Annotated in this window: 18 protein-coding genes; 9 read left to right on the forward strand and 9 right to left on the reverse strand. The window is 68.2% G+C overall.

All coding sequences use genetic code 11. The features are described from left to right. The first annotated feature begins 23 nt into the window (after positions 1–23). The 8 genes from QF035_RS19455 to QF035_RS19490 all read left to right on the forward strand — a co-directional run bounded on the left by QF035_RS19455 (position 24) and on the right by QF035_RS19490 (position 5,404). Complete coding sequence (locus tag QF035_RS19455) at positions 24–1,007, forward strand: ABC transporter permease (protein ID WP_307521667.1); 984 nt, start codon at positions 24–26, stop codon at positions 1,005–1,007. 14 nt (positions 1,008–1,021) lie between these two features. Further along, on the forward strand, positions 1,022–2,050 hold the full coding sequence (locus QF035_RS19460) for an ABC transporter ATP-binding protein (RefSeq protein WP_307521668.1): 1,029 nt from the start codon (positions 1,022–1,024) through the stop codon (positions 2,048–2,050). Positions 2,051–2,083: 33 nt separating this feature from the next. Beyond that, positions 2,084–3,136 carry an ABC transporter ATP-binding protein gene (locus QF035_RS19465; RefSeq protein WP_307521669.1) on the forward strand — a complete coding sequence of 351 codons (1,053 nt, stop codon included), beginning with the start codon at positions 2,084–2,086 and terminating at the stop codon, positions 3,134–3,136. Between the two features lie 16 nt (positions 3,137–3,152). Further along, positions 3,153–3,737: a Uma2 family endonuclease gene (locus QF035_RS19470; protein ID WP_307521670.1), complete on the forward strand. Its 585-nt coding sequence runs from the start codon at positions 3,153–3,155 to the stop codon at positions 3,735–3,737. Between the two features lie 87 nt (positions 3,738–3,824). After that, entirely contained in the window at positions 3,825–4,124 is a 300-nt protein-coding gene (locus tag QF035_RS19475) for a hypothetical protein (protein ID WP_307521671.1), read from the forward strand. Further along, complete coding sequence (locus QF035_RS19480; protein WP_307521672.1) at positions 4,121–4,624, forward strand: hypothetical protein; 504 nt, start codon at positions 4,121–4,123, stop codon at positions 4,622–4,624. The genes QF035_RS19475 and QF035_RS19480 overlap by 4 nt, the downstream gene beginning before the upstream one ends. A 130-nt stretch (positions 4,625–4,754) precedes the next feature. Beyond that, positions 4,755–5,024, forward strand: a complete 270-nt coding sequence (locus QF035_RS19485; protein ID WP_307521673.1) for a hypothetical protein — start codon at positions 4,755–4,757, stop codon at positions 5,022–5,024. Continuing rightward, positions 5,021–5,404, forward strand: a complete 384-nt coding sequence (locus QF035_RS19490) for a hypothetical protein (protein ID WP_307521675.1) — start codon at positions 5,021–5,023, stop codon at positions 5,402–5,404. Before QF035_RS19485 ends, QF035_RS19490 begins: the two co-directional genes overlap by 4 nt. A 109-nt stretch (positions 5,405–5,513) precedes the next feature. Here QF035_RS19490 and QF035_RS19495 read toward each other — a convergent pair whose 3' ends face one another. Together QF035_RS19495 and QF035_RS19500 are read right to left on the reverse strand one after the other, a co-directional pair. Beyond that, the gene (locus QF035_RS19495) at positions 5,514–5,987 is read right to left on the reverse strand and encodes a GNAT family N-acetyltransferase (RefSeq protein WP_307521676.1); all 474 of its coding nucleotides are present in this window, start codon (positions 5,985–5,987) and stop codon (positions 5,514–5,516) included. After that, a complete protein-coding gene (locus QF035_RS19500) occupies positions 5,988–6,365 on the reverse strand; it encodes a VOC family protein (RefSeq protein WP_307531239.1) in 378 nt (125 codons plus the stop codon). Between the two features lie 184 nt (positions 6,366–6,549). Here QF035_RS19500 and QF035_RS19505 point away from each other — a divergent pair, with 184 nt between their 5' ends. After that, positions 6,550–7,593 carry an amidohydrolase family protein gene (locus QF035_RS19505; protein ID WP_307521677.1) on the forward strand — a complete coding sequence of 348 codons (1,044 nt, stop codon included), beginning with the start codon at positions 6,550–6,552 and terminating at the stop codon, positions 7,591–7,593. Positions 7,594–7,736: 143 nt separating this feature from the next. Here QF035_RS19505 and QF035_RS19510 read toward each other — a convergent pair whose 3' ends face one another. From QF035_RS19510 to QF035_RS19540, 7 genes are all read right to left on the reverse strand, one after another. Next, on the reverse strand, positions 7,737–8,870 hold the full coding sequence (locus QF035_RS19510) for an ABC transporter ATP-binding protein (protein ID WP_307521678.1): 1,134 nt from the start codon (positions 8,868–8,870) through the stop codon (positions 7,737–7,739). Positions 8,871–8,882: 12 nt separating this feature from the next. Further along, positions 8,883–9,944, reverse strand: a complete 1,062-nt coding sequence (locus QF035_RS19515) for an ABC transporter ATP-binding protein (protein ID WP_307521679.1) — start codon at positions 9,942–9,944, stop codon at positions 8,883–8,885. 10 nt (positions 9,945–9,954) lie between these two features. Beyond that, positions 9,955–10,932 carry an ABC transporter permease gene (locus QF035_RS19520; RefSeq protein ID WP_307521680.1) on the reverse strand — a complete coding sequence of 326 codons (978 nt, stop codon included), beginning with the start codon at positions 10,930–10,932 and terminating at the stop codon, positions 9,955–9,957. A gap of 105 nt (positions 10,933–11,037) precedes the next feature. After that, the gene (locus QF035_RS19525; RefSeq protein WP_307521681.1) at positions 11,038–12,843 is read right to left on the reverse strand and encodes an ABC transporter substrate-binding protein; all 1,806 of its coding nucleotides are present in this window, start codon (positions 12,841–12,843) and stop codon (positions 11,038–11,040) included. Positions 12,844–12,943: 100 nt separating this feature from the next. Next, positions 12,944–13,981: an ABC transporter permease gene (locus tag QF035_RS19530; RefSeq protein ID WP_307521682.1), complete on the reverse strand. Its 1,038-nt coding sequence runs from the start codon at positions 13,979–13,981 to the stop codon at positions 12,944–12,946. Positions 13,982–14,372: 391 nt separating this feature from the next. After that, complete coding sequence (gene typA / locus QF035_RS19535) at positions 14,373–16,280, reverse strand: translational GTPase TypA (protein WP_307521683.1); 1,908 nt, start codon at positions 16,278–16,280, stop codon at positions 14,373–14,375. A 201-nt stretch (positions 16,281–16,481) separates the two neighbouring features. Beyond that, positions 16,482–19,106, reverse strand: a complete 2,625-nt coding sequence (locus QF035_RS19540; RefSeq protein WP_307521684.1) for an ABC transporter substrate-binding protein — start codon at positions 19,104–19,106, stop codon at positions 16,482–16,484. Positions 19,107–19,221 lie beyond the last annotated feature (115 nt).

Here is a 19,221-nt window from a genome sequence, read left to right on the forward strand (position 1 = left end):
GGCCACCAGGGAATCGCCTCGCCATGTTCCGCTTCCTCGTCCGTCGGACGCTCGGCGCGCTGCTGATCCTGCTGATCATCAGCGCCCTCACCTTCGTGCTCTTCTACGTCGCCCCGCGCGACCCGGCCCGCGCCGCCTGCGGCAAGCTCTGCACTCCCCAGACGCTCGCGCTGGTCCGGCACAACCTCGGGATCTCCGACCCGCTGCCGGTCCAGTACTGGCACTGGCTCGTGGGCGTGTTCGCCGGCCGGGACTACACCGGGCTCGGGCACTGTCCCGCGCCCTGCCTCGGCTACTCGTTCACCAACCACGAGCCGGTGCTCGGCCTGATCACCGACCGTTTCCCGACGACGCTCTCGCTCTCCATCGGCAGTGCGCTGGTGTTCGTGGTCTTCGGCGTCGGTACGGGCATGATCGCGGCGGTCAAGCAGGGCAAGGCGCTGGACAAGATCGCGTCCTCCGCCTCGCTGGTCGGCTCGTCGCTGCAGATCTACATCGTCGGCGTGGTCGCGATGTACTACCTCTCCGACGAGTGGCATCTGCTCCCCCGGCCGCAGGACAGCGCGGGGTTCACCCAGGATCCGGGCGGGTGGTTCAAGGGGCTGCTGCTGCCGTGGCTGGTCCTCGCGCTGATCTTCACGGCCAACTACACGCGGATGACCCGCTCCCAGCTCGTGGAGAGCCTCAGCGAGGACTACGTACGCACGGCCCGTGCCAAGGGCCTGTCCCGCCGGACGGTCTTCTTCCGGTTCGCCTGGCGGGGCGCCATGGGCCCGATCGTCACGATCCTCGGCCTCGACATCGGCTATCTCCTCGGCGGCGCGATCATCACCGAGGAGACGTTCGGGCTGCACGGCATCGGCGCGCTGTCCATCAAGGCCGTACGGGACAACGACCTGCCGCTGCTGCTCGGTGTCGTCCTCACCGCGGCCGCCGCGATCGTCGTCGCCAACATCGTCGTCGACGCCGTCTACGCCCTCATCGACCCGCGCATCCGGCTCGCCTAGGAGAGGACGACCTCATGAGCACCCCCTTCCTCTCCGTACGCGATCTGCGTGTCGCCTTCTCCACCGAGGACGGCGTCGTCAGGGCCGTCGACGGGCTCTCCTTCGACCTGGCCCAGGGCAGCACGCTCGGCATCGTGGGCGAGTCCGGCTCGGGCAAGTCCGTCACCAGCATGGCGATCCTCGGCCTGCACGACCGCGAACACACGGACGTGGACGGCGAGATCCTGCTCGACGGCAAGGATCTGCTGACGGCGACCGAGCGGGAGCTGGAGCGGCTGCGCGGCAACACCATGTCCATGATCTTCCAGGACGCGCTGGCCTCGCTCTCGCCCTTCCACACGGTCGGCAAGCAGATCGGCGAGACGTACCGAAAACACACCGGGGCGTCCCGGCACGAGGCCCGGGCGCGGTCGGTCGAGATGCTCCGGCGCGTCGGCATCCCGCAGCCCGACCTCCGCGTGGACGACTATCCCCACCAGTTCTCGGGCGGTATGCGCCAGCGCGCGATGATCGCCATGGCCCTGGTCTGCGACCCGGAGCTGCTGATCGCCGACGAGCCGACGACCGCGCTCGACGTGACGGTCCAGGCCCAGATCATGGACCTGCTCAAGGACCTCCAGCAGGAGTTCGGCACGGCGATCGTCTTCATCACCCACGACCTGGGCGTCATCGCGAACATCGCCGACGACGTGCTGGTGATGTACGGCGGCCGCTGTGTGGAACGGGGCACGCGGAACCAGGTGCTGCGGACACCCCAGCACCCGTACACCTGGGGCCTGCTGGGCTCGATGCCGAGCCTCGACGGGCCGGTCGACGTGCCGCTGTCACCGATCCCCGGCCTGCCGCCCTCGCTGCTCAACCCGCCCTCCGGCTGCCGCTTCCACCCGCGGTGCGCGTTCGCGGAGAAGGTCCACGGCGGGCTGTGCGCCACGGACAGCCCACCGCTGGAGATCAACGGCGGCGGCCGCGGCACGGCCTGCCACCTGACCGCCGAGCAGCGCCGGGAGTTCTTCGTCGACTACGCGACACCCCAGCCCAACTGACGTACCAGAGCCGGAAGAAGGTATTCAACGATCATGAGCGGCACGGACTCCGACTCCCTCCTGGACGTCACCGGGCTCACCAAGCACTTCCCGGTACGGGGCGGCTTCCCCGTCCGCCGCACGGTGGGCGCGGTGCAGGCGGTGGACGGGCTCGACCTCCGGGTCGCCGAGGGCGAGAGCCTGGGCCTGGTCGGCGAGTCCGGCTGCGGCAAGTCGACCACGGGCCGGCTCATCACCCGCCTCCTGGAACCGACCGCCGGAAAGATCACGTACGCGGGGCAGGACATCACGCACGCCTCGCGCAGGGAACTGGCCCCGGTCCGCTCCGAGATCCAGATGATCTTCCAGGACCCGTACGCCTCGCTGAACCCGCGGCACACGGTCGGGAAGATCGTCTCCGGCCCCATGGAGATCAACGGACTCAACCCGGTGGGCGGCCACGAGAGGCGCGCCCGCGAACTCCTGGAGATCGTCGGTCTGAACCCGGAGCACTACAACCGCTTCCCGCACGAGTTCTCCGGCGGCCAGCGCCAACGGATCGGCGTGGCAAGGGCGTTGGCACTGCAGCCGAGGCTGATAGTGGCGGACGAACCGGTCTCCGCCCTGGACGTGTCGATCCAGGCCCAGGTGGTGAACCTCCTCCAGACCCTGCAGAGGGACCTGGGCATCGCCTTCGTCTTCATCGCCCACGACCTGGCGATCGTCCGCCACTTCTCTCAGCGCGTCGCCGTGATGTACCTCGGCCGCATCGTCGAGACGGCCGACCGCGACGACCTGTACGAGAATCCGCGGCACCCGTACACACGGGCGCTCCTGTCCGCGGTTCCGGAGGCGACGGCATCGGACGTCCCAGCCCGCGAACGCATCCGCCTGACCGGAGACGTGCCCTCCCCGCTCAACCCGCCGTCCGGTTGCCGCTTCCGCACCCGCTGCTGGAAGGCGACGGAGAGGTGCGCGTCGGAGACGCCTGCGCTGGTGCGGGTCGAGGGGAACGGGGTGGGGCATCTGACGGCTTGTCATTACCCGGAGACCAGGGACACGGTCCCCGGGCCCCGGCCCTCCGAAGGCCCCGGGATCGCGGCCTGACACCTACCCTGGCGTCATGGACTACGCGAAGATGCGCGTGATCGCCGAGGAGCTCACGGAGTACGCCGAGCACCTCGAGGGAGCGTGGATCGTCGAGATCGGGCCCTGCGGACCGTCCCTTGCCATGATGAGCCCCTCCAAGCGCCACGTGGGCGCGGTCCGACGCATCCGGAACCAGCTCAACAAGCAGCTCCCCGCCACCCACCCCGGCTACATCTGCGAGAACGGTCCCGAGATCGAGCACCCGTCGATCGGCCGCATGCGGCGCCCCGACGCGGTCGTCATCCCCGAGGACGTGCTCGACGAGGAGGGCCTCGCCGTCGACGCGAGCCAGGTGCTGGCGGTCATCGAGATCGTCTCGCCGTCGAATCCTGACAACGACTACGGGGAGAAGCTCGCCGAGTACCCGGCCATGGGGATCGCCCACTACATGATCGTCGACCCGCGCACGGGCACCGTTGAGGTTCAGTCCGCCCCGTGCAAGGGCCGCTACGAGGACAAGGCCCCGCACATCTTTGGTGACGCCGTGCCGTTCGGCCCGTGGACGGTGGAGACCGACCGTTTCCGCCGCTACGGAAAAGCCGGGACCAAGTCACACTGACGGAAGTGCGCGGCGACGGCACACGGAGGGGTGGGCGCCGCGCAGTCTTCGTTGCAAGAACGTCCTACGCCGTCCTACGGTAGGTTCATGGCGAAGAACCGCATCACCCTCACCCTCGATCCCGGCGAGGACGCCGCGATCCGCGAAGCCGCAGCCGAGTACGGCCTCGATCTGTCCGCGTTCCTGCGCACCGCGGCACTCGCCGAGGTGGCACGGTGCCGACGCGTCCGCGACCGGTTCGCCGAGGTGGACGCGGTCAGTCGCGCCGCCGAAGACAACGTGCCCGATGTCCAGCCCGACACGTCTCCCGAGGACGATGCCGCCATGGACGCCTACCTGGACGCCATCGACGGTGGCTTCGGCACCCGCGGAAGCACGGCCGCGTGAGCGTCTTCGTCTACGATACCGGCGCGCTGATCGCCCTGGAGCGCAAAGATCCGGAAGCCCAACGCTTCCATTCCCGGCTTGCCGCACGCGAGGGCTTCCACCCGCCCATCGTGCTCATTCCCGTCCTGGCACAAGTCTGGCGCCCGCAGCCCGGGCATTGGACACCTCTGTCCAAGGCGCTGGCCGAATGCGTGGTGTTCTCGGCGCAGCGGGACCTCGGCACGTGCGGACTGTGCCAGGCGGGTCATGCTGTCGACGACGGCAAACGCGCGGGCGTCGTGGCGGCGAGAGCTGTCCTGCCCGCCAAGAAGGCCCCTGACGCGGTGGACGCCCTCGTGACGGTTGTCGCCGCGCGCCACGAACGCGCCGTCATCCTCACCTCCGACCCGGACGACCTGTGCGCCTACCGCGACGCCCTGGGTGCCGCGGGCCAGGACGTAGCCATCCTGCCGGTCGACTCCCTGCGGGACTTCCGGTCGGGTAAGCCGACGCTGCTCTGACATCGCTCGACGGGGTCAACTCTGGGGAACATCACCGGGCTTGACCCTGCCGCGCAGCGCGGCGAGCGCCGCGGTGATGAGCTCTGGCAAGCCCTCCGATATCGGGTATTCCGGTCGGTATGCTCACCCCATGGACACCACGATCAAGGTTGACTCCAAGACCCGTGACCGTCTCGCCGTCCTCGCGCAGGCCCGGGGTACGACCATGCGCCACCTCATCGAGCAGTTCGCCGAGAGCACTCTCACCCCGAGCGAGCTGAAGGAACGCGCCGCCCACACCGCCGAGTACCTCGCCGAACACTTCGGGGTCACCGTCACCGACGAGGCCGGCGCCGAGGTCCTGCGCAAGGTGCGCGGCCAGGTCGTCGCCCACCACGCGGCCGAGCAGGGTGCCGCGTGATCCGAGAGCACTACATCCTTGACACCGACACCCTGCTGGCGCTGGGCGGGAACCGGCAGGTCTCCGGCCTCGTCCACGCGGCCCGGCTCGAACCGGACGTGTTCCTGCATACGCCAGCACTCTCCGTCATCGAGGCCGAACGCGAACGTCCCAGCATCGCCGTCCACATCGGGCAACTCGGCATCGCTACGGTCGACCTCGACCACCCCGCCACTCTGACCTGCTGCCAACTGCACCACGAGGGATTGCCGTTCGGCTTCGCCGCAGCCGTCGAGGCGGCACGTCGTGTGGGTGAGGAGTACGAGGAGCCGTTCATCGCAACTGTCCGCCCCAGCCTCTACGAGAAGCGTTTTGCCCGCGTCGTCGACCTGACTTGCTGAACGACTGCGGCCCACTCGGTCTCGCTCCCGAGCCCCACGAATGTCAGGTCGACGAGAGCGAAGACCCGTGGGCCCCCAGAGATGCACGGGCCTTCACTCTCGGACGCACTCAGCTTGTGGGCAGGTCCAGTTCACCGACGACCTGGTCTCCGCTCATCTCACCGGTGAGGCAGAATCCGAGCTTGAGGTAGAACCGCTCCGGTCCCCCTGCCCCCTGCCCCCAGGTCACCGTGACGCGCGACTGGCCACGCCTGCGGATCTCCTCGCACACGGACTCCACGGCGAAGCGGCCGTACCCACGCCCCTGTTGGCCGTCGGCGATGTTCAGCCGCCAAAGGCCGGAACGGGGACGGTCATCCGAGTTCGCCGGGTCGAAGCGGACATCGAAGAAGGCCATCACGAAGCCGACGAGTTCCTCGCCTGCGAAGACCAGGCGAGGCCAGGCGACCTCCGGCTGCACATAGGCCTCGGCCAGCGACTTCACCACCGGAGCCACGAACCGCTCCTGGTCGGAGCGCACCGCGAGGCGGCACGCGGCGTCGACGTTGTCCGGTGTCACCTTCTCCAGGCGGAGATCCGGCACTCAGCCCAACTCCCCGCGCTCCACGCAGAATTCATTGCCTTCGGGATCGGCCATCATGACCCAGCCTCCACCGTCCGGCCGTGTGTGGTCCGCGAGCTGGCGGGCGCCGAGGGTGAGAGCCCGCTCGACCTCCTCCGCCCGCGTGCGTCCACTCGGCTGGAGGTCGAAGTGGATGCGGTTCTTGGCCGACTTGCCCTCCGGGACCCGCACGAAGAGCAGACTCGGCCCGCCGTCGGGATCACGGAGCAACGCCTCCGGGTCTCCAGGCTTGTCGTCGTCGGCCAGCGGCCGTCCGAGGAGCTCGCTCCAGAACAGCCCGAGGTCGTACGGGTCCCCCGTGCAGTCGAACGTGAGGTGGCGGATCGTGGGGTTCAACAGGCTGTCCTCTCCCCTGTTTCCGGAGGCTCCGCCGGGCAGCAGCGCCCAGGCGCATCTGTTCGAGTCATCGGGGCGAAGCATCCCTGTCGCAGATTCCGTTGTCGAACGAATAAGGCGGCTCGGCCGCCGAACGACCAGGACCAGCCTTGTCGTTGTCACGGCCCCAGCGGCAGACTGCCATGTCATGGCCCTTCACCTGCGCGGAACCGTCCTGCCCGGCGGGGCCGTACGCGATCTCTGGATACTCGGCGACCGGATCACCTTCGACCGCCCTCATGACCCGGCCAACACCGTCGTCGATGGCGGTTTTCTGCTGCCCGGACTCGTCGATGTGCACACGCACCCGGGGGGCGGCGACGACTCCGACGCCCCGCGGTTCGACGCGGACCTCTTCGCGGAGCAGGTCGCCGCCCACCGTGACGCGGGTACGACGGCCCTACGCTTCCCCGGACTCCTGGGCGAGGTACCCGCCCCGTCGCGTGAGGCGCCGGACTCGCCCCGGATGATCACCGCGGGGCGCTGGCTGGCCTGGGCGGGACTGTCGAAGAGTGCCGGGTTCCATACGGTCACCGACGACCTGGTGGCGTACGCGGTGGCGGAGACGAAGGCCAACGACGGCTGGTGCAAGCTCATGGGCGACTGGGACTTCGAGGCGGCACCCGTCCCGTACGAGCTGCTGCGGGCGGTCGTCGGGGCCGTGCACGCGGCCGGCGGGCGGGTCGCGGTGCACTGTCAGTCCGCGGAGGGTGTGCTGGGCGCCGCACGGGCCGGGGTCGACTCCGTCGAGCACGGGATGGGCATGCCCGAGGAGTGCGTCGGGTTGATGGCCGCGCACGGCACCGTGTACGTCCCCACGCTCACCGCCTTCGCGCGGAGCGCGCCCAAGATCAAGCCCAGCCCCAGAGGAACCCTCTGGCAGGAGGGTCACCGCACGATGGTCCGGCGTGTCCGCGAGGCCCACGACGCCGGGGTCACCGTCCTGGCCGGCACCGACTCCGCGCCCTTCGGGAACGTGGCCACCGAGGTCGAGCACCTCATCGCAGCCGGGCTGCCGACCGAGGCCGCCGTCGGCGCCGCGAGCTGGACCGCGCGCGACTTCCTGGGCCTGAGCGGCCTGACCGAAGGCGGCCTCGCGGACGTCACGGTCTACGCCGCCGACCCGAGGCGCGAACCCGGCGTCCTGCGGCATCCCCGCCGCATCGTCCTGCGCGGCCGCGTCATCCGCTGACTGTTCCGGACGTCCTGGCCCGCTTCCTCAGCGGTGCGGGACTCGCCGTACGGCGGCGGTTCGGGGACTGGGTGCGGAGGCCATTCGCCCTCGCCAGTCCCGAAATCATCACCGTCGCACGACGAGCCGCTCGCTGACCTGTGTCAGCCCTTGGCGACAGCCTCTCCCCCGGCGCTGTCCTCCAGCGCCTTCAGCGCCGGGTCGAGTACGACGTCCTCGTCCCGCGCCTCCGTCGTCGGATCCTCCGGGAAGTGGCACGCCGTCAGGTGCCCCTCACGGTTGCCGGAGATCTGCACCAGCGGAGGCTCCTCCGTGGCGCACTTGTCCTGAGCCTTCCAGCAACGGGTCCGGAACCGGCACCCGCTCGGCGGATGAATCGGCGAGGGCACGTCACCGGAGAGCCGGATCCGCTCCCGGTCGAGGGGCTCGTCGTCGAGGGCGACCTCCGGAACCGCCGACAGCAGAGCGTGCGTGTAGGGATGCCGCGGCCGGTTGTAGATGGAGTCCCGGTCCCCGACCTCCACCACCTTGCCGAGGTACATCACCGCGAGCCGCTGCGAGAAGTGCCGCACGATCGCCAGGTCGTGGGCGATGAAGAGGAAGGCGATGCCCATCTCTTCCTGGACCTTCTGGAGAAGGTTCACCACCTGCGCCTGGATCGACACGTCCAGGGCGGAGACCGGCTCGTCCGCGACGATCAGCTTCGGGTTCAGGGCCAGCGCGCGGGCCACACCGATGCGCTGGCGCTGACCGCCGGAGAACTCGTGCGGGAAGCGGTTGTAGTGCTCGGGGTTCAGACCGACGAGCTCCAGCAGCTCACGCACGCGCTTCTCGACGCCGCCCGCGGGCTTGATCCCGTTGACCTCCATCGGCGACTTGATGATCGTGCCGACGGTCTGCCGCGGGTTCAGCGAGGAGTACGGGTCCTGGAAGATCATCTGGATCTCGGACCGCACGGGCGCGATCTGCCTGCGCGAGGCGTGCGTGATGTCCTGCCCCGCGTACGTGATCTTTCCGGCGGTCGGCTCCAGGAGGCGGGTGATGAGCCGGCCCGTCGTCGACTTGCCGCAGCCGGACTCGCCGACCAGGCCGACGCTCTCGCCGACGCCGACGGTCAGGTCGACCCCGTCCACCGCCTGCACGGCTCCGACCTTGCGCTTGATCGGGAATCCGCCGTAGATCGGGAAGTGCTTGGTCAGGCCCTCGACGGAGAGCAGCGGTTCGCCGACTCCGTCGACGGGGCCCTGCGGCTTCGGCAGGGTGAGTTTGTCGCTCATGTCTCGTTCTCCCTAGCCCAGCCGGGGTTTGATCTGCTCGATGAAAAAGGTCGACTTCTGCGCCGCGTCGAGGTGGCAGGCGGAGCCCCGGCCCTCGGGCAGCTGCGGCCGCTCGTCGGTGCAGCGGGTTCCGCCGACCTCGGCGGTGAAGCCGCAGCGCGGGTGGAAGGGGCAGCCCGACGGCGGGTTCAGCAGGCTGGGCGGAGTTCCGGGGATCGGCGTGAGCGCCTGCGCGGTGTCGCCGCCGAGTCGCGGCATGGAGCTCAGCAGGCCCCAGGTGTAGGGGTGCTGGGGGTTGCGCAGCACTTCGCGGACGGTGCCGCGTTCCACGGCCCGGCCCGAGTACATCACCAGCAGGTCGTCGGCCATGTTGGAGATGACGCCGAGGTCGTGGGTGATGAAGATGATCGCCGAGCCGAACTCCTGCTGGAGGTCCTTGAGCAGGTCGAGGATCTGCGCCTGGACGGTCACGTCCAGGGCCGTGGTCGGCTCGTCCGCGATCAGCAGGTCGGGGTCGCAGATCAGCGCCATGGCGATCATCGCGCGCTGGCGCATACCGCCGGAGAACTGGTGCGGATAGTCGTTGAAGCGCGTGGCGGGCTGCGGGATGCCGACCTTGTCGAGCATCTCGATGGCCCGCGCCTTCGCCTCCTTCTTGGAGGCTCCGGTGTGCTTCATGAACGGTTCCGCGATCTGCCGGCCCACCGTGTAGTACGGCGAGAGCGCGGTCAGCGGGTCCTGGAAGATCATCGCGACCTTGTTGCCGCGGAGCTTCTCCATCTCCTTCTCGGTCGCGGTGACCAGTTCCTTGCCGTCCAGGACGATCTCGCCCTCGACGGTGGAGGTCTTCGGGTTGTGCAGGCCGAGGACGGTCAGGTTGGTGACGGACTTGCCGGAGCCCGACTCGCCCACGATGCCGAGCGTCTTGCCTCGTTCGACGTCGAAGGAGAGCCCGTCGACGGCCTTCACGATGCCGTCCTCGGTGGAGAACCGCACCCGCAGGTCGCGGACCGAGAGGAAGGCCTCCGGCCCGCTCGGGGCCTTCTCGCCTTCGGTCTTGGTCAGTGTGGTCACGGTATTTCTCCTAGGCGAGGCGCACGCGCGGGTCGATGTAGGCGTAGGCGAGGTCCACGATGATGTTCAGGATCAGGATGAAGAAAGCCCCGAACAGCATGACGCCCATCGTCAGCGGAAGGTCCTTGGTCAGCGAGCCCTCGACCGCGAGACGCCCGATACCGGCGAGGTCGAAGGTGAACTCCGTGACCACCGCGCCCGAGAGCAGCGCGCTGAGGTCCATGCCGATGATCGTGACGATCGGGATGAGTGAACCACGCCAGGCGTAGCGGAAGAAGACGTACCGCTGTCGCATGCCCTTGGCGCGGGCGGTGCGGACGTGCTCCTCCTGCAGCTGCTCGATCATGGTCGAGCGCGCCATACGCGTGTACTGGGCGGTGAAGATCGTGGCCATCACGGCCCAGGGGATCAGCATGCCCATGAACCAGCCGCCCGGGTCGTCCGTGAACGACACGTACTTGGGGTTCTCCAGCCAGCCGGTGTTGTAGACGAGGAGGCTGAGGACGATGGGACCCAGGAAGTAGATCTGGAACGAGCTGAGCACCATCGAGGAACCGCTGACCACCTTGTCCACGGCGGTACCGCGCTTCCAGGCTGCGAGCAGACCCGTACCGAGACCGAAGAGCAGGAAGATCACCAGGCCGCCGACGGTCAGCGAGAGCGTCAGCGGGAAGCGGTCCATGATGGAGTCCCAGACGAAGTCGCCGCTGTCGAAGGAGACACCCAGGCACGGGGCGGCACAGTGTCCCTGCGGGAAGTCCCGGCCGGACACGATGCCCATCATGAATTCCCAGAACTGGGTGGTGATGGGCTTGTCGAGGCCGAGGTTCTCACGGATGACCGCGATGTTCTCGGGGGAACAGTTCTTGCCGCAGGACAGCTGCGCGAAGTCCTGGGGGATCGTATAGAACAGGAAGAACGTGAAGGCGCCGATCAGGAACATGATCACGACGGCGCCGCTCAGCCTGCGGATGAGGAACTGAAGCATGGCGGGTGGGTGCTCTCTTCGAAACGCGGCGGCAGGAGGGGGATACCGTCCGCGGGGGTGCGCTCCGCCTGGCGCACACCCCCACGGATCAGCCGAGCTGAGGGATTACGGCTTCTTCAGGTACAGGTCGTTGATGTCGATGTAGCTCGACTCCGTGCTGTACCGGGCACCGCCGATGTTCGAACCGTAGAGCTGGATCTGCTTCGAGTAGTACACCGGGGCACCGGGGTTGATCTCCTCCACGATGCGGTGGTGAGCCTGCTCCCAGGTCTTGGCGGCTTCCTCGGGCTCCTGCGTCACGGCCTTCTGGATGAGGGCGTTGACCTGCTTGTCGTTGATGTGCGAGTAGTTCGGCGAACCGTCGGCGACCTGCGTGCCGTCGTAGACCGGGGTGATGACCGTGCCCGGGGACGGCCAGTCCTGGCCCCAGCCGGTCATGTAGAGGTCGTACGGGTTCTTCAGCTTGCCGACCTGCTCGTAGAAGGTCGCGCGGTCGATCTCCTTGGCCTGGACGTCGAAGCCGAGCTTGTTCAGCGCGTCCTTGATGATGACCATCTGGGCCTGGCCACGCGGGGTGTTGGAGTAGGCGTAGCTGAGCTTGGTGCCCTCCTTGACCCCCGCCTCCTTCAGCAGCTCCTTGGCCTTCGCCGGGTCACCGTTGGGCTTCTTCAGCTTGCCGAACGGGTCGTACGTCGGGTCGAAGCCCGGCAGGGTCGGCGCCATCAGACCGCCGGCCACCTCGCCGCCGTAACGGCCGCCGTCCGCCTGGACCATGGACTGGTTCGGGATCGCGTAGGTGATCGCGTCGCGGACCTTCTTGTCCTTCATCTTGGCGCTGTCGAGGTTGTACGAGAGCTGCCACACGTAGGGCTGGTAGCCCTGGATGGTGCGCTTCTTCGCCGCCGCGTTGCCGATGACCGTGGACAGCTGGGCCGGGTCCACCGAGTCCGTGAACTGGATGGCGTTCTTGGCCTCGCCCTGGTCGGCGAGCAGGCGCTTGGTCTGGCTGGCCTGGTCGATGGTGTTGCTGAAGTTGTAGCCGTCGACGTACTGGTGGCGCACCGAGTCCGTCTTCGGGTCCCACTGGGTGTTCTTGACCAGCGTCACCGACTTGCCGGCCTTGTACTCGGAGACCTTGTACGGGCCGAGCGAGGCCGGAGCCTTGTCGTACTTCTCCTTCGTGTCCTGCTTCTCGGGCACGATGGCGTAGCCGGCCATGGCCAGGGCCTGCGGGAGGTCCGGCTGGGCCGTCTTGAAGTGGAAGACGACGGTCTTGGCGTCAGGGGTCTCGAGGACGGAGTCCGGCAGGTGCTTGCCCTTGTACGGGCCGTCCGGCAGCGCCTTGCGGTACTCGGCGCCCGAGAGCCAGTTCTGGACGTAGGTCGGGCCGTCGAAGATGAACTTGGCGTACTGCCGCTCGATGGTGTGGCGGACGTCGGCGGACGTGATGGCGTTGCCGTCCTCGTCCTTGATGCCGTCCTTGAGGGTGTACGTCCAGGTCTTGCCGCCCTCGGACGACTTGCCGGAGTCGGTGGCGACGTCACCGACGACCGTCAGGTTGCCCTTGTCGTCCTCCTGGAAGTTCGTCAGGCCGCGGTGGACCAGGTTGGCGAACTGGCCCGCGTCGCTGACGTAGATCTGGCCCGGGTCCATGTGGGTCAGGTCGGACTGCTGGTAGACGTTGATGGTGCCGCCGGTCTTGGCCCCCGCCACCGCTTCGGCCGGGCCGTTCGACGCCTGGGCATCACCGTAGGCGACAGGCGTCGACTGCGAGGCGGCATCTTCCTTGGACTTGGAGTTGTCCTTGGAGTTGTCCTTGCCGCTGTCACTGGAGCAGCCGGTCAGCGCCAGCGACCCCGCTGTGATGGCGACGGCTATAGCGCGCACGGTGCGCGTTCTGATGGGCTTCATGATGCCGATGCACCTACCTGTCGATAGTTGTCCACGAGTACTGCCTGACGGTCCGGTCACCCGGAACGGGGGTGGCAGTCCCCCCACCACCAATGGACGGTTAGCGTCCGGTCTTGGGGTCGAAAGCGTCCCGGACGGAGTCGCCGAGAAGATTGAAGGCGAGCACGAAGACCACCATCGCCACGCCCGGGAAGAACATGAACATCGGGTCCTGCTCATAGATCTCGGAGCCGATGGCGAACATCCGGCCCCAGTCCGGCGTCGGCTCGACGAAGCCCACACCGACGTACGAGAGGAAGGCGATGGAGAGGATCGAGCTGGGCAGCATGTAGGTGCCCTGTACGAGGATCGGCGTGACGATGTTCGGCAGGATCTCCTTGCGCACGATGCGCGTCGGAGAGGCTCCCGAGACCTTGGCCGCCTCGACGAACTCCCGCTCCCGCAGGGAGAGTACGGAGCTGCGCACCAGGCGGGCCATGCCCATCCAGCCGAGGAACCACATCACGAGGATGATCGCGACGGCACGCAGATAGACCGGGGTCTCGTCCGTCGGGGAGACGAACAGCGCCGTGACCACGGGCATGAAGGCGATGAAGAACAGCTGCTGCGGGAACGCCAGGAAGAAGTCGGTGACCCGGCCCAGCCAGTAGTCGACCTTGCCGCCGAAGTAGCCGCTGACCATGCCGATGACGACGCCCGTCAGAACGCTGAACACCGTGACCATCACAGCCATGTAGAGCGACGTCCGCATGCCGTACAGCAGCATCGTGAACACGTCGCGCCCGAGCTTGGGCTCGACTCCGAACCAGAAGTCACCCGACATCCCCCCGAAGGAGCCGGTGGGCATGGCGAAGTCGTCGAGCAGGAACGGGTAGTCGGGCTCCTGCGCGTAGAGCGTGTACGGATCCTTCCCGTACAGGCTCGAGATGACCGGAGCCAGTGCGGCGATCGCGAAGAAAAAAATCACCACGCACGCGGAGATGACTCCGGTACGGTCTCGCTTGAAGCGATGCCACATCAACTGCCCGGGGGAGCGGCCTTCGAGCTTCTCCGCCTCGACCGGCTCGGTGTTCGACGCGAGCTCGGGGTCCAAGGCCGCCGACGGCCCGGAGCCCTCGGCCTTGGTTGGACTGGTCATCTTTGTTCTTCCCCCGGGGGATGGAGAGTTGAGCGCAGCACAGATACCGGCAGGTTCTGTGGTTTCAGGGAACTTTCACCAAGTGGGTCAACGCGCGTCAAGGGCGGAAGGCATAGGGATCTCCCTACCGTCCATATTTTGAGCAAAAATTGCAAAGATTGACACCTGCGCGCGCTTGACAGGTGAGATAAGATTCCGGCGAAACGGACACTGTTGACGATAATTTCGTTTACGTGTCCGAAACTTGATTGGGCAATGCCCGATATGCGAACGCCGCCACTTCCATTGCACCGTTGCCCGAACTGACACGGTTTCGGCGTCCGGGTACGCCGAAGGCCCGGCTCCCCACTTTTGTGCGGAGAACCGGGCGTTCAGCAGCCCTGAGAGGGCGTCAGCCGTGCTTGGCGCGGCTCGCGGAACGGGCGCGCTCGCGGGCGTCCAGGTTCACCTTGCGGATGCGGACCGACTCCGGGGTGACCTCGACGCACTCGTCGTCGCGGCAGAACTCCAGGGACTGCTCCAGGGAGAGCTTGCGCGGCGGGACGATCGCCTCGAACGAGTCGGCCGCGGCCGACCGCATGTTGGTGAGCTTCTTCTCCTTGGTGATGTTCACGTCCATGTCGTCGGCGCGCGAGTTCTCGCCGACGATCATGCCCTCGTACACCTCGGTGCCGGGGTCGGTGAACAGCACGCCGCGCTCCTGGAGGTTCGTCATCGCGAACGCGGTGACGGCACCGGCGCGGTCGGCGACCAGCGAGCCGTTGTTGCGGGTCGTCAGCACTCCGAACCAGGGCTCGTGACCCTCGTGGATGGAGTGCGCGATGCCCGTGCCACGCGTGCCGGTCAGGAACTCCGTACGGAAGCCGATGAGGCCGCGCGACGGTACGACGAACTCCAGACGCACCCATCCCGAACCGTGGTTGGACATGTTGTCCATCCGGCCCTTGCGGACACCCATGAGCTGCGTGACCGCGCCCATGTGCTCCTCGGGGACGTCGATCGTCATGCGCTCGACGGGCTCGTGAACCTTGCCGTCGATCTCCTGCGTGACCACCTGCGGCTTGCCGATGGTCAGCTCGAAGCCCTCGCGGCGCATCTGCTCGACCAGGATGGCGAGCGCGAGCTCACCCCGGCCCTGGACCTCCCAGGCGTCGGGACGCTCGGTGTCCAGGACCCGCAGCGAGACGTTACCGATCAGCTCGCGGTCCAGACGGTCCTTGACCTGGCGGGCGGTGACCTTGCGGTCCTTGACGGCGGCCTTCGCGGAGGCGCCCTTGCCGGTGCCGCCACGGCCGACCAGCGGCGAGGTGTTCGTACCGATGGTCATCGAGATCGCCGGTTCGTCGACCGTGATCAGCGGCAGCGCGATCGGGTTCTCGGGGTCGGCGAGGGTCTCACCGATCATGATGTCCGGGATACCGGCGACGGCGCAGATGTCACCCGGACCCGCCATCTCGGCCGGCTTGCGGGTGAGCGCCTCGGTCATCAGCAGCTCGGTGATGCGCACGTTGGACATCGTGCCGTCGCGCTTGATCCACGTGACGGTCTGGCCCTTGCGCAGCTCGCCCTGCTCGACGCGGAGCAGCGCGATACGGCCGAGGAAGTTGTCCGCGTCCAGGTTGGTGACGTGCGCCTGGAGCGGGGCCTCGGTGTCGAACTGCGGAGCCGGGACGTGGGACAGGATCGTGGAGAAGAACGGCTCCAGGCTGTCGCTGTCGGCCGGGACGGTGCCGTCCTCGGGCTTGGTCAGCGAGGCCACGCCGTCACGCGCACACGCGTAGACGATGGGGAACTCGATCTGCTCCTCGTCCGCCTCCAGGTCCAGGAAGAGGTCGTAGGTCTCGTTGACGACCTCGTCGATCCGGGAGTCCGCGCGGTCGGTCTTGTTGATGCACAGGATGACCGGCAGACGCTGCTGGAGCGCCTTGCGCAGCACGAAGCGGGTCTGGGGCAGCGGGCCCTCGGACGCGTCGACGAGCAGCACGACCGCGTCGACCATCGACAGACCGCGCTCGACCTCGCCGCCGAAGTCGGCGTGGCCCGGGGTGTCGATGATGTTGATCGTGATGACGTCGCCGCCATCCTTCGGGTGGTACTTCACGGCCGTGTTCTTGGCCAGGATCGTGATGCCCTTCTCACGCTCCAGGTCGTTGCTGTCCATCATGCGGTCGTCGAGCGACTCGGCGGCGTGCGCGGCGAAGGCACCGGCCTGCTTGAGCATGGCGTCGACCAGGGTGGTCTTGCCATGGTCGACGTGGGCGACGATGGCGACGTTGCGGATGTCGTGGCGCGTGGCCATATTGAGGCGCTTCTCCCGGAGTGAGTGAACGGCCTCCGCTGCGCGGGGCCCTGCCGGGCTGAAACGTGCCACGGCCTTACCCCATCGTACGTGCACGCTGCCGCTGGGGCTCCGCGGGCTGGGTGGGGTAGTCCTCACAGTGCGGATCGGTGGGGGCTTGTCGCGCAGTTCCCCGCGCCCCTTACGGGGCCGCGGACCCGCTCAGGACGATGGGCTCGCCTGCGGCTTTGTGCCCTTTTTCAGGAAGCCCATGTCCTCGTACACCGGGGTCTGGAAGCCGAAGGCGCCCGCGTTGGCGAGGTTGGTTCGGGCTGCGGTGAGCTGGGGGCGCTGGTAGAGGGGGATCGAGCCGGCGGCGGCCCAGATGCGGGCGTCCGCCTTGCGGACCAGGGAGCGGGACTCGCCCGGGTCGAGTTCGGCGATGGCCTGGTCGAAGAGCTGGTCGACCTGGTCCGTGCCGACGCGGGTGTAGTTCTGCTCGACGTTCAGGGACCCGTCGGCTGCCGGTACCGGCTTGGAGTAGATCGGGCGGGCGTCGGTCGCGGGGAAGGCGGACGCGGGCCAGGAGTACAGCGCCAGGTTGTACTGGCCCGAGGCGATGTGGTCCTTGAAGTAGCTCTCGTCGGCGACCTTGGAGATCTCCGTACGGATGCCGATACGTTCCAGCATCCGCGCGATCCGCTCGCCCACCGCCCGCAGCGACTGGGAGCCGGGGCCGGACGGGAGCACGAAACGCAGCGACAGCGGCTTGCCGTTCTTGGCCAGCGGCCCGGCCGCGGCACGCCCCGGGGCGGCGGTGCCCTTGGGTGCGTACGCTCCGGGGGCCCCGCCGTGCTGGAACCGCGACTGGCCTTCGCGGGCGAGGTTCTTCTCCACCTTGCCGGACGTGCCCGGCCCGTCCTTCTTCTGCTTCTTCTCCGTCTCGGCCTGCTGCTTCTTCCCGGCCCGCTGCTTCTTCCCGGCCTTCTGCTTCTTCCCCTTCTTCGCCTTCTCGATCTGGCCGTGGACGCCCAGGACGTACGCCTGGTCGAGGAGTGCGACCCGCTGCAGTTCGGCCAGGGGCGCGGGCACGAGCAGGGCCGGGGCACGGTTCTCGCCCGGCTTGCCGTCGCCCGGCTTCCCGTCCTCACCGACGATGTACGTACCGTCGTCCCCGGAGCTGTCGGAGCTGTCGGAGCTGTCGGAGCTGCCGGCGCTGTTCGAGCTGTCGGCGCTGTCGGAGCTCGTGGAGCCCTCGGAGCCGTCGGAACTGCTGGAACTCTCCGAGCCGTCGGAACTGCTGGAGCTGCCCGAGCTGCCGGAATCCTCGGAGCCTGTCGAGCCTTCGTCGGAGTCGGAGTCGGAGTTCGAGTCCGATTCCGAGCCCGAGTCCGAGCCCGCGGGGGTCCCCGACGCCTCCGAGCCGGCCGGATCCTTGGAGGCCCCCGCGCCGGCGGCCTTCTTCTCCTTCTGCTCCTCCTTGACGGGGCCGCCGGACACCCACCCGGCGTCGGCCAGCAGGGCCTGCGCCTCCTTGGTGTCCTGGCCGCCGAGCGCTCCGCTGTTGTCGGCGTACGCGTGCTGTCCGGAGAGCGCGAGATGGCTGCCGACGGGCTCGGCGGGCAGGCCGAGCGGCCTCAGGACGACCCGGGCGAGCTCCTCCCGGTCGAGGGCGCGGGCCACGGCCCGGCGGACGCGCTCGTCGGCGAGCGGACCCTCCTCGCCGTTCAACGCGAGCTGGGTGAAGGCGGGTTCGAGGGACTTGCGGACCTCGAAGCCGCGCAGGGACGACTGCTCGTCCGCGTACTTCGCGACGGCCTTGCCCCGCTTCTTGCGGGCCAGGATCTCCTCGTCGGCCGCCTCCTCGTCGGAGCCGTGCGCGATCGCCCAGGAGCGCAGCGATTTGCCGGGCGTGAGGGCGGCGCCGGGACCGTGGGCGAGCGGCGCCCCGTTGCCCTTGCCCTTGTCGCGGGCGGCGAGCGTGATGCGGTGGGCCTCGGAGGAGTCGATCTCGGCCAGGTCGACCTTGCCCTCGGCGAGCGCGGCGGTGCGCTTGTCACGCGGTACGGCGCGCAGGACCAGCTCGGAGAGCTTGGCGGGGCGGCCCCACCAGCGCGGGTTGCGCTTCAGCCTGACCTCGCCGGAGTCCTTGTCGACGGTGTCGAGGGCGAAGGGACCCGCGGTGACCTTCAGCTTGCGGCGGGCGCCGTCGTTGAAGGCGTCCGGGGTGCCCATGACCTCCTTCGGGTACAGCGGCGAGAACAGCGACTGCCAGTCGGCGTACGGCTTGCTGAAGGTGACCCGCACCTCCAGGTCGTCGGCGCCGCGCTCGATCTTCTCGATGCGGTCGTAGCCGGCGTTGCGGGCGGTCCAGTACGCGGTGTCCTTGCCGGACAGGGCGCGCCACTGGGCGGCGAAGTCGGCGGCGCCGATCTCCCGGCCGTCGCTCCAGACGGCCTGCTGGTTGAGCTTGTAGAGCACGACCTGCCTGGGCTCGCGGTCGACGATCTTCGCGGACTCCAGGTAGTCGGGGTTGCGCTGCGGCCGGCCGTTCGCGTCGAGCCGGTACATGGAGGGCAGCACGGCACCCGCGACCTTGGAGGTGGCGGCGTCGGCGTCGGCCTGGAAGGCGTTGAGGGTCTCCGGGAGGGCGTCCACGGCCCAGTGCAGGGTCCCGCCGTCCGCGATCTGTCCGCGCTCCGCGGGGGCGATCTCCTGACCGGCGGTGGGCTTGCCCGCCGGGTCCTTCTCGCTGCATCCGGCCAGGGCGGGCACCGTGAGCACGCCCGCCGTGAGGAACGCGACCGAGCGCATCACCGCGCGGGGTCCGACGCCGTCGTGGGACATGACTGGTACCTCCGGGGCGGTGCTGATCACGAGGAGCAGAACGGACAGGGCAGGCCAGGTCAGGCACTGTGATGTAGATCACTTTTGGCGGTATAATGGAGTTGATCTGATCTAT

It is taken from the genome of Streptomyces umbrinus (assembly GCF_030817415.1).
Taxonomy (GTDB): Bacteria; Actinomycetota; Actinomycetes; order Streptomycetales; family Streptomycetaceae; genus Streptomyces; species Streptomyces umbrinus_A.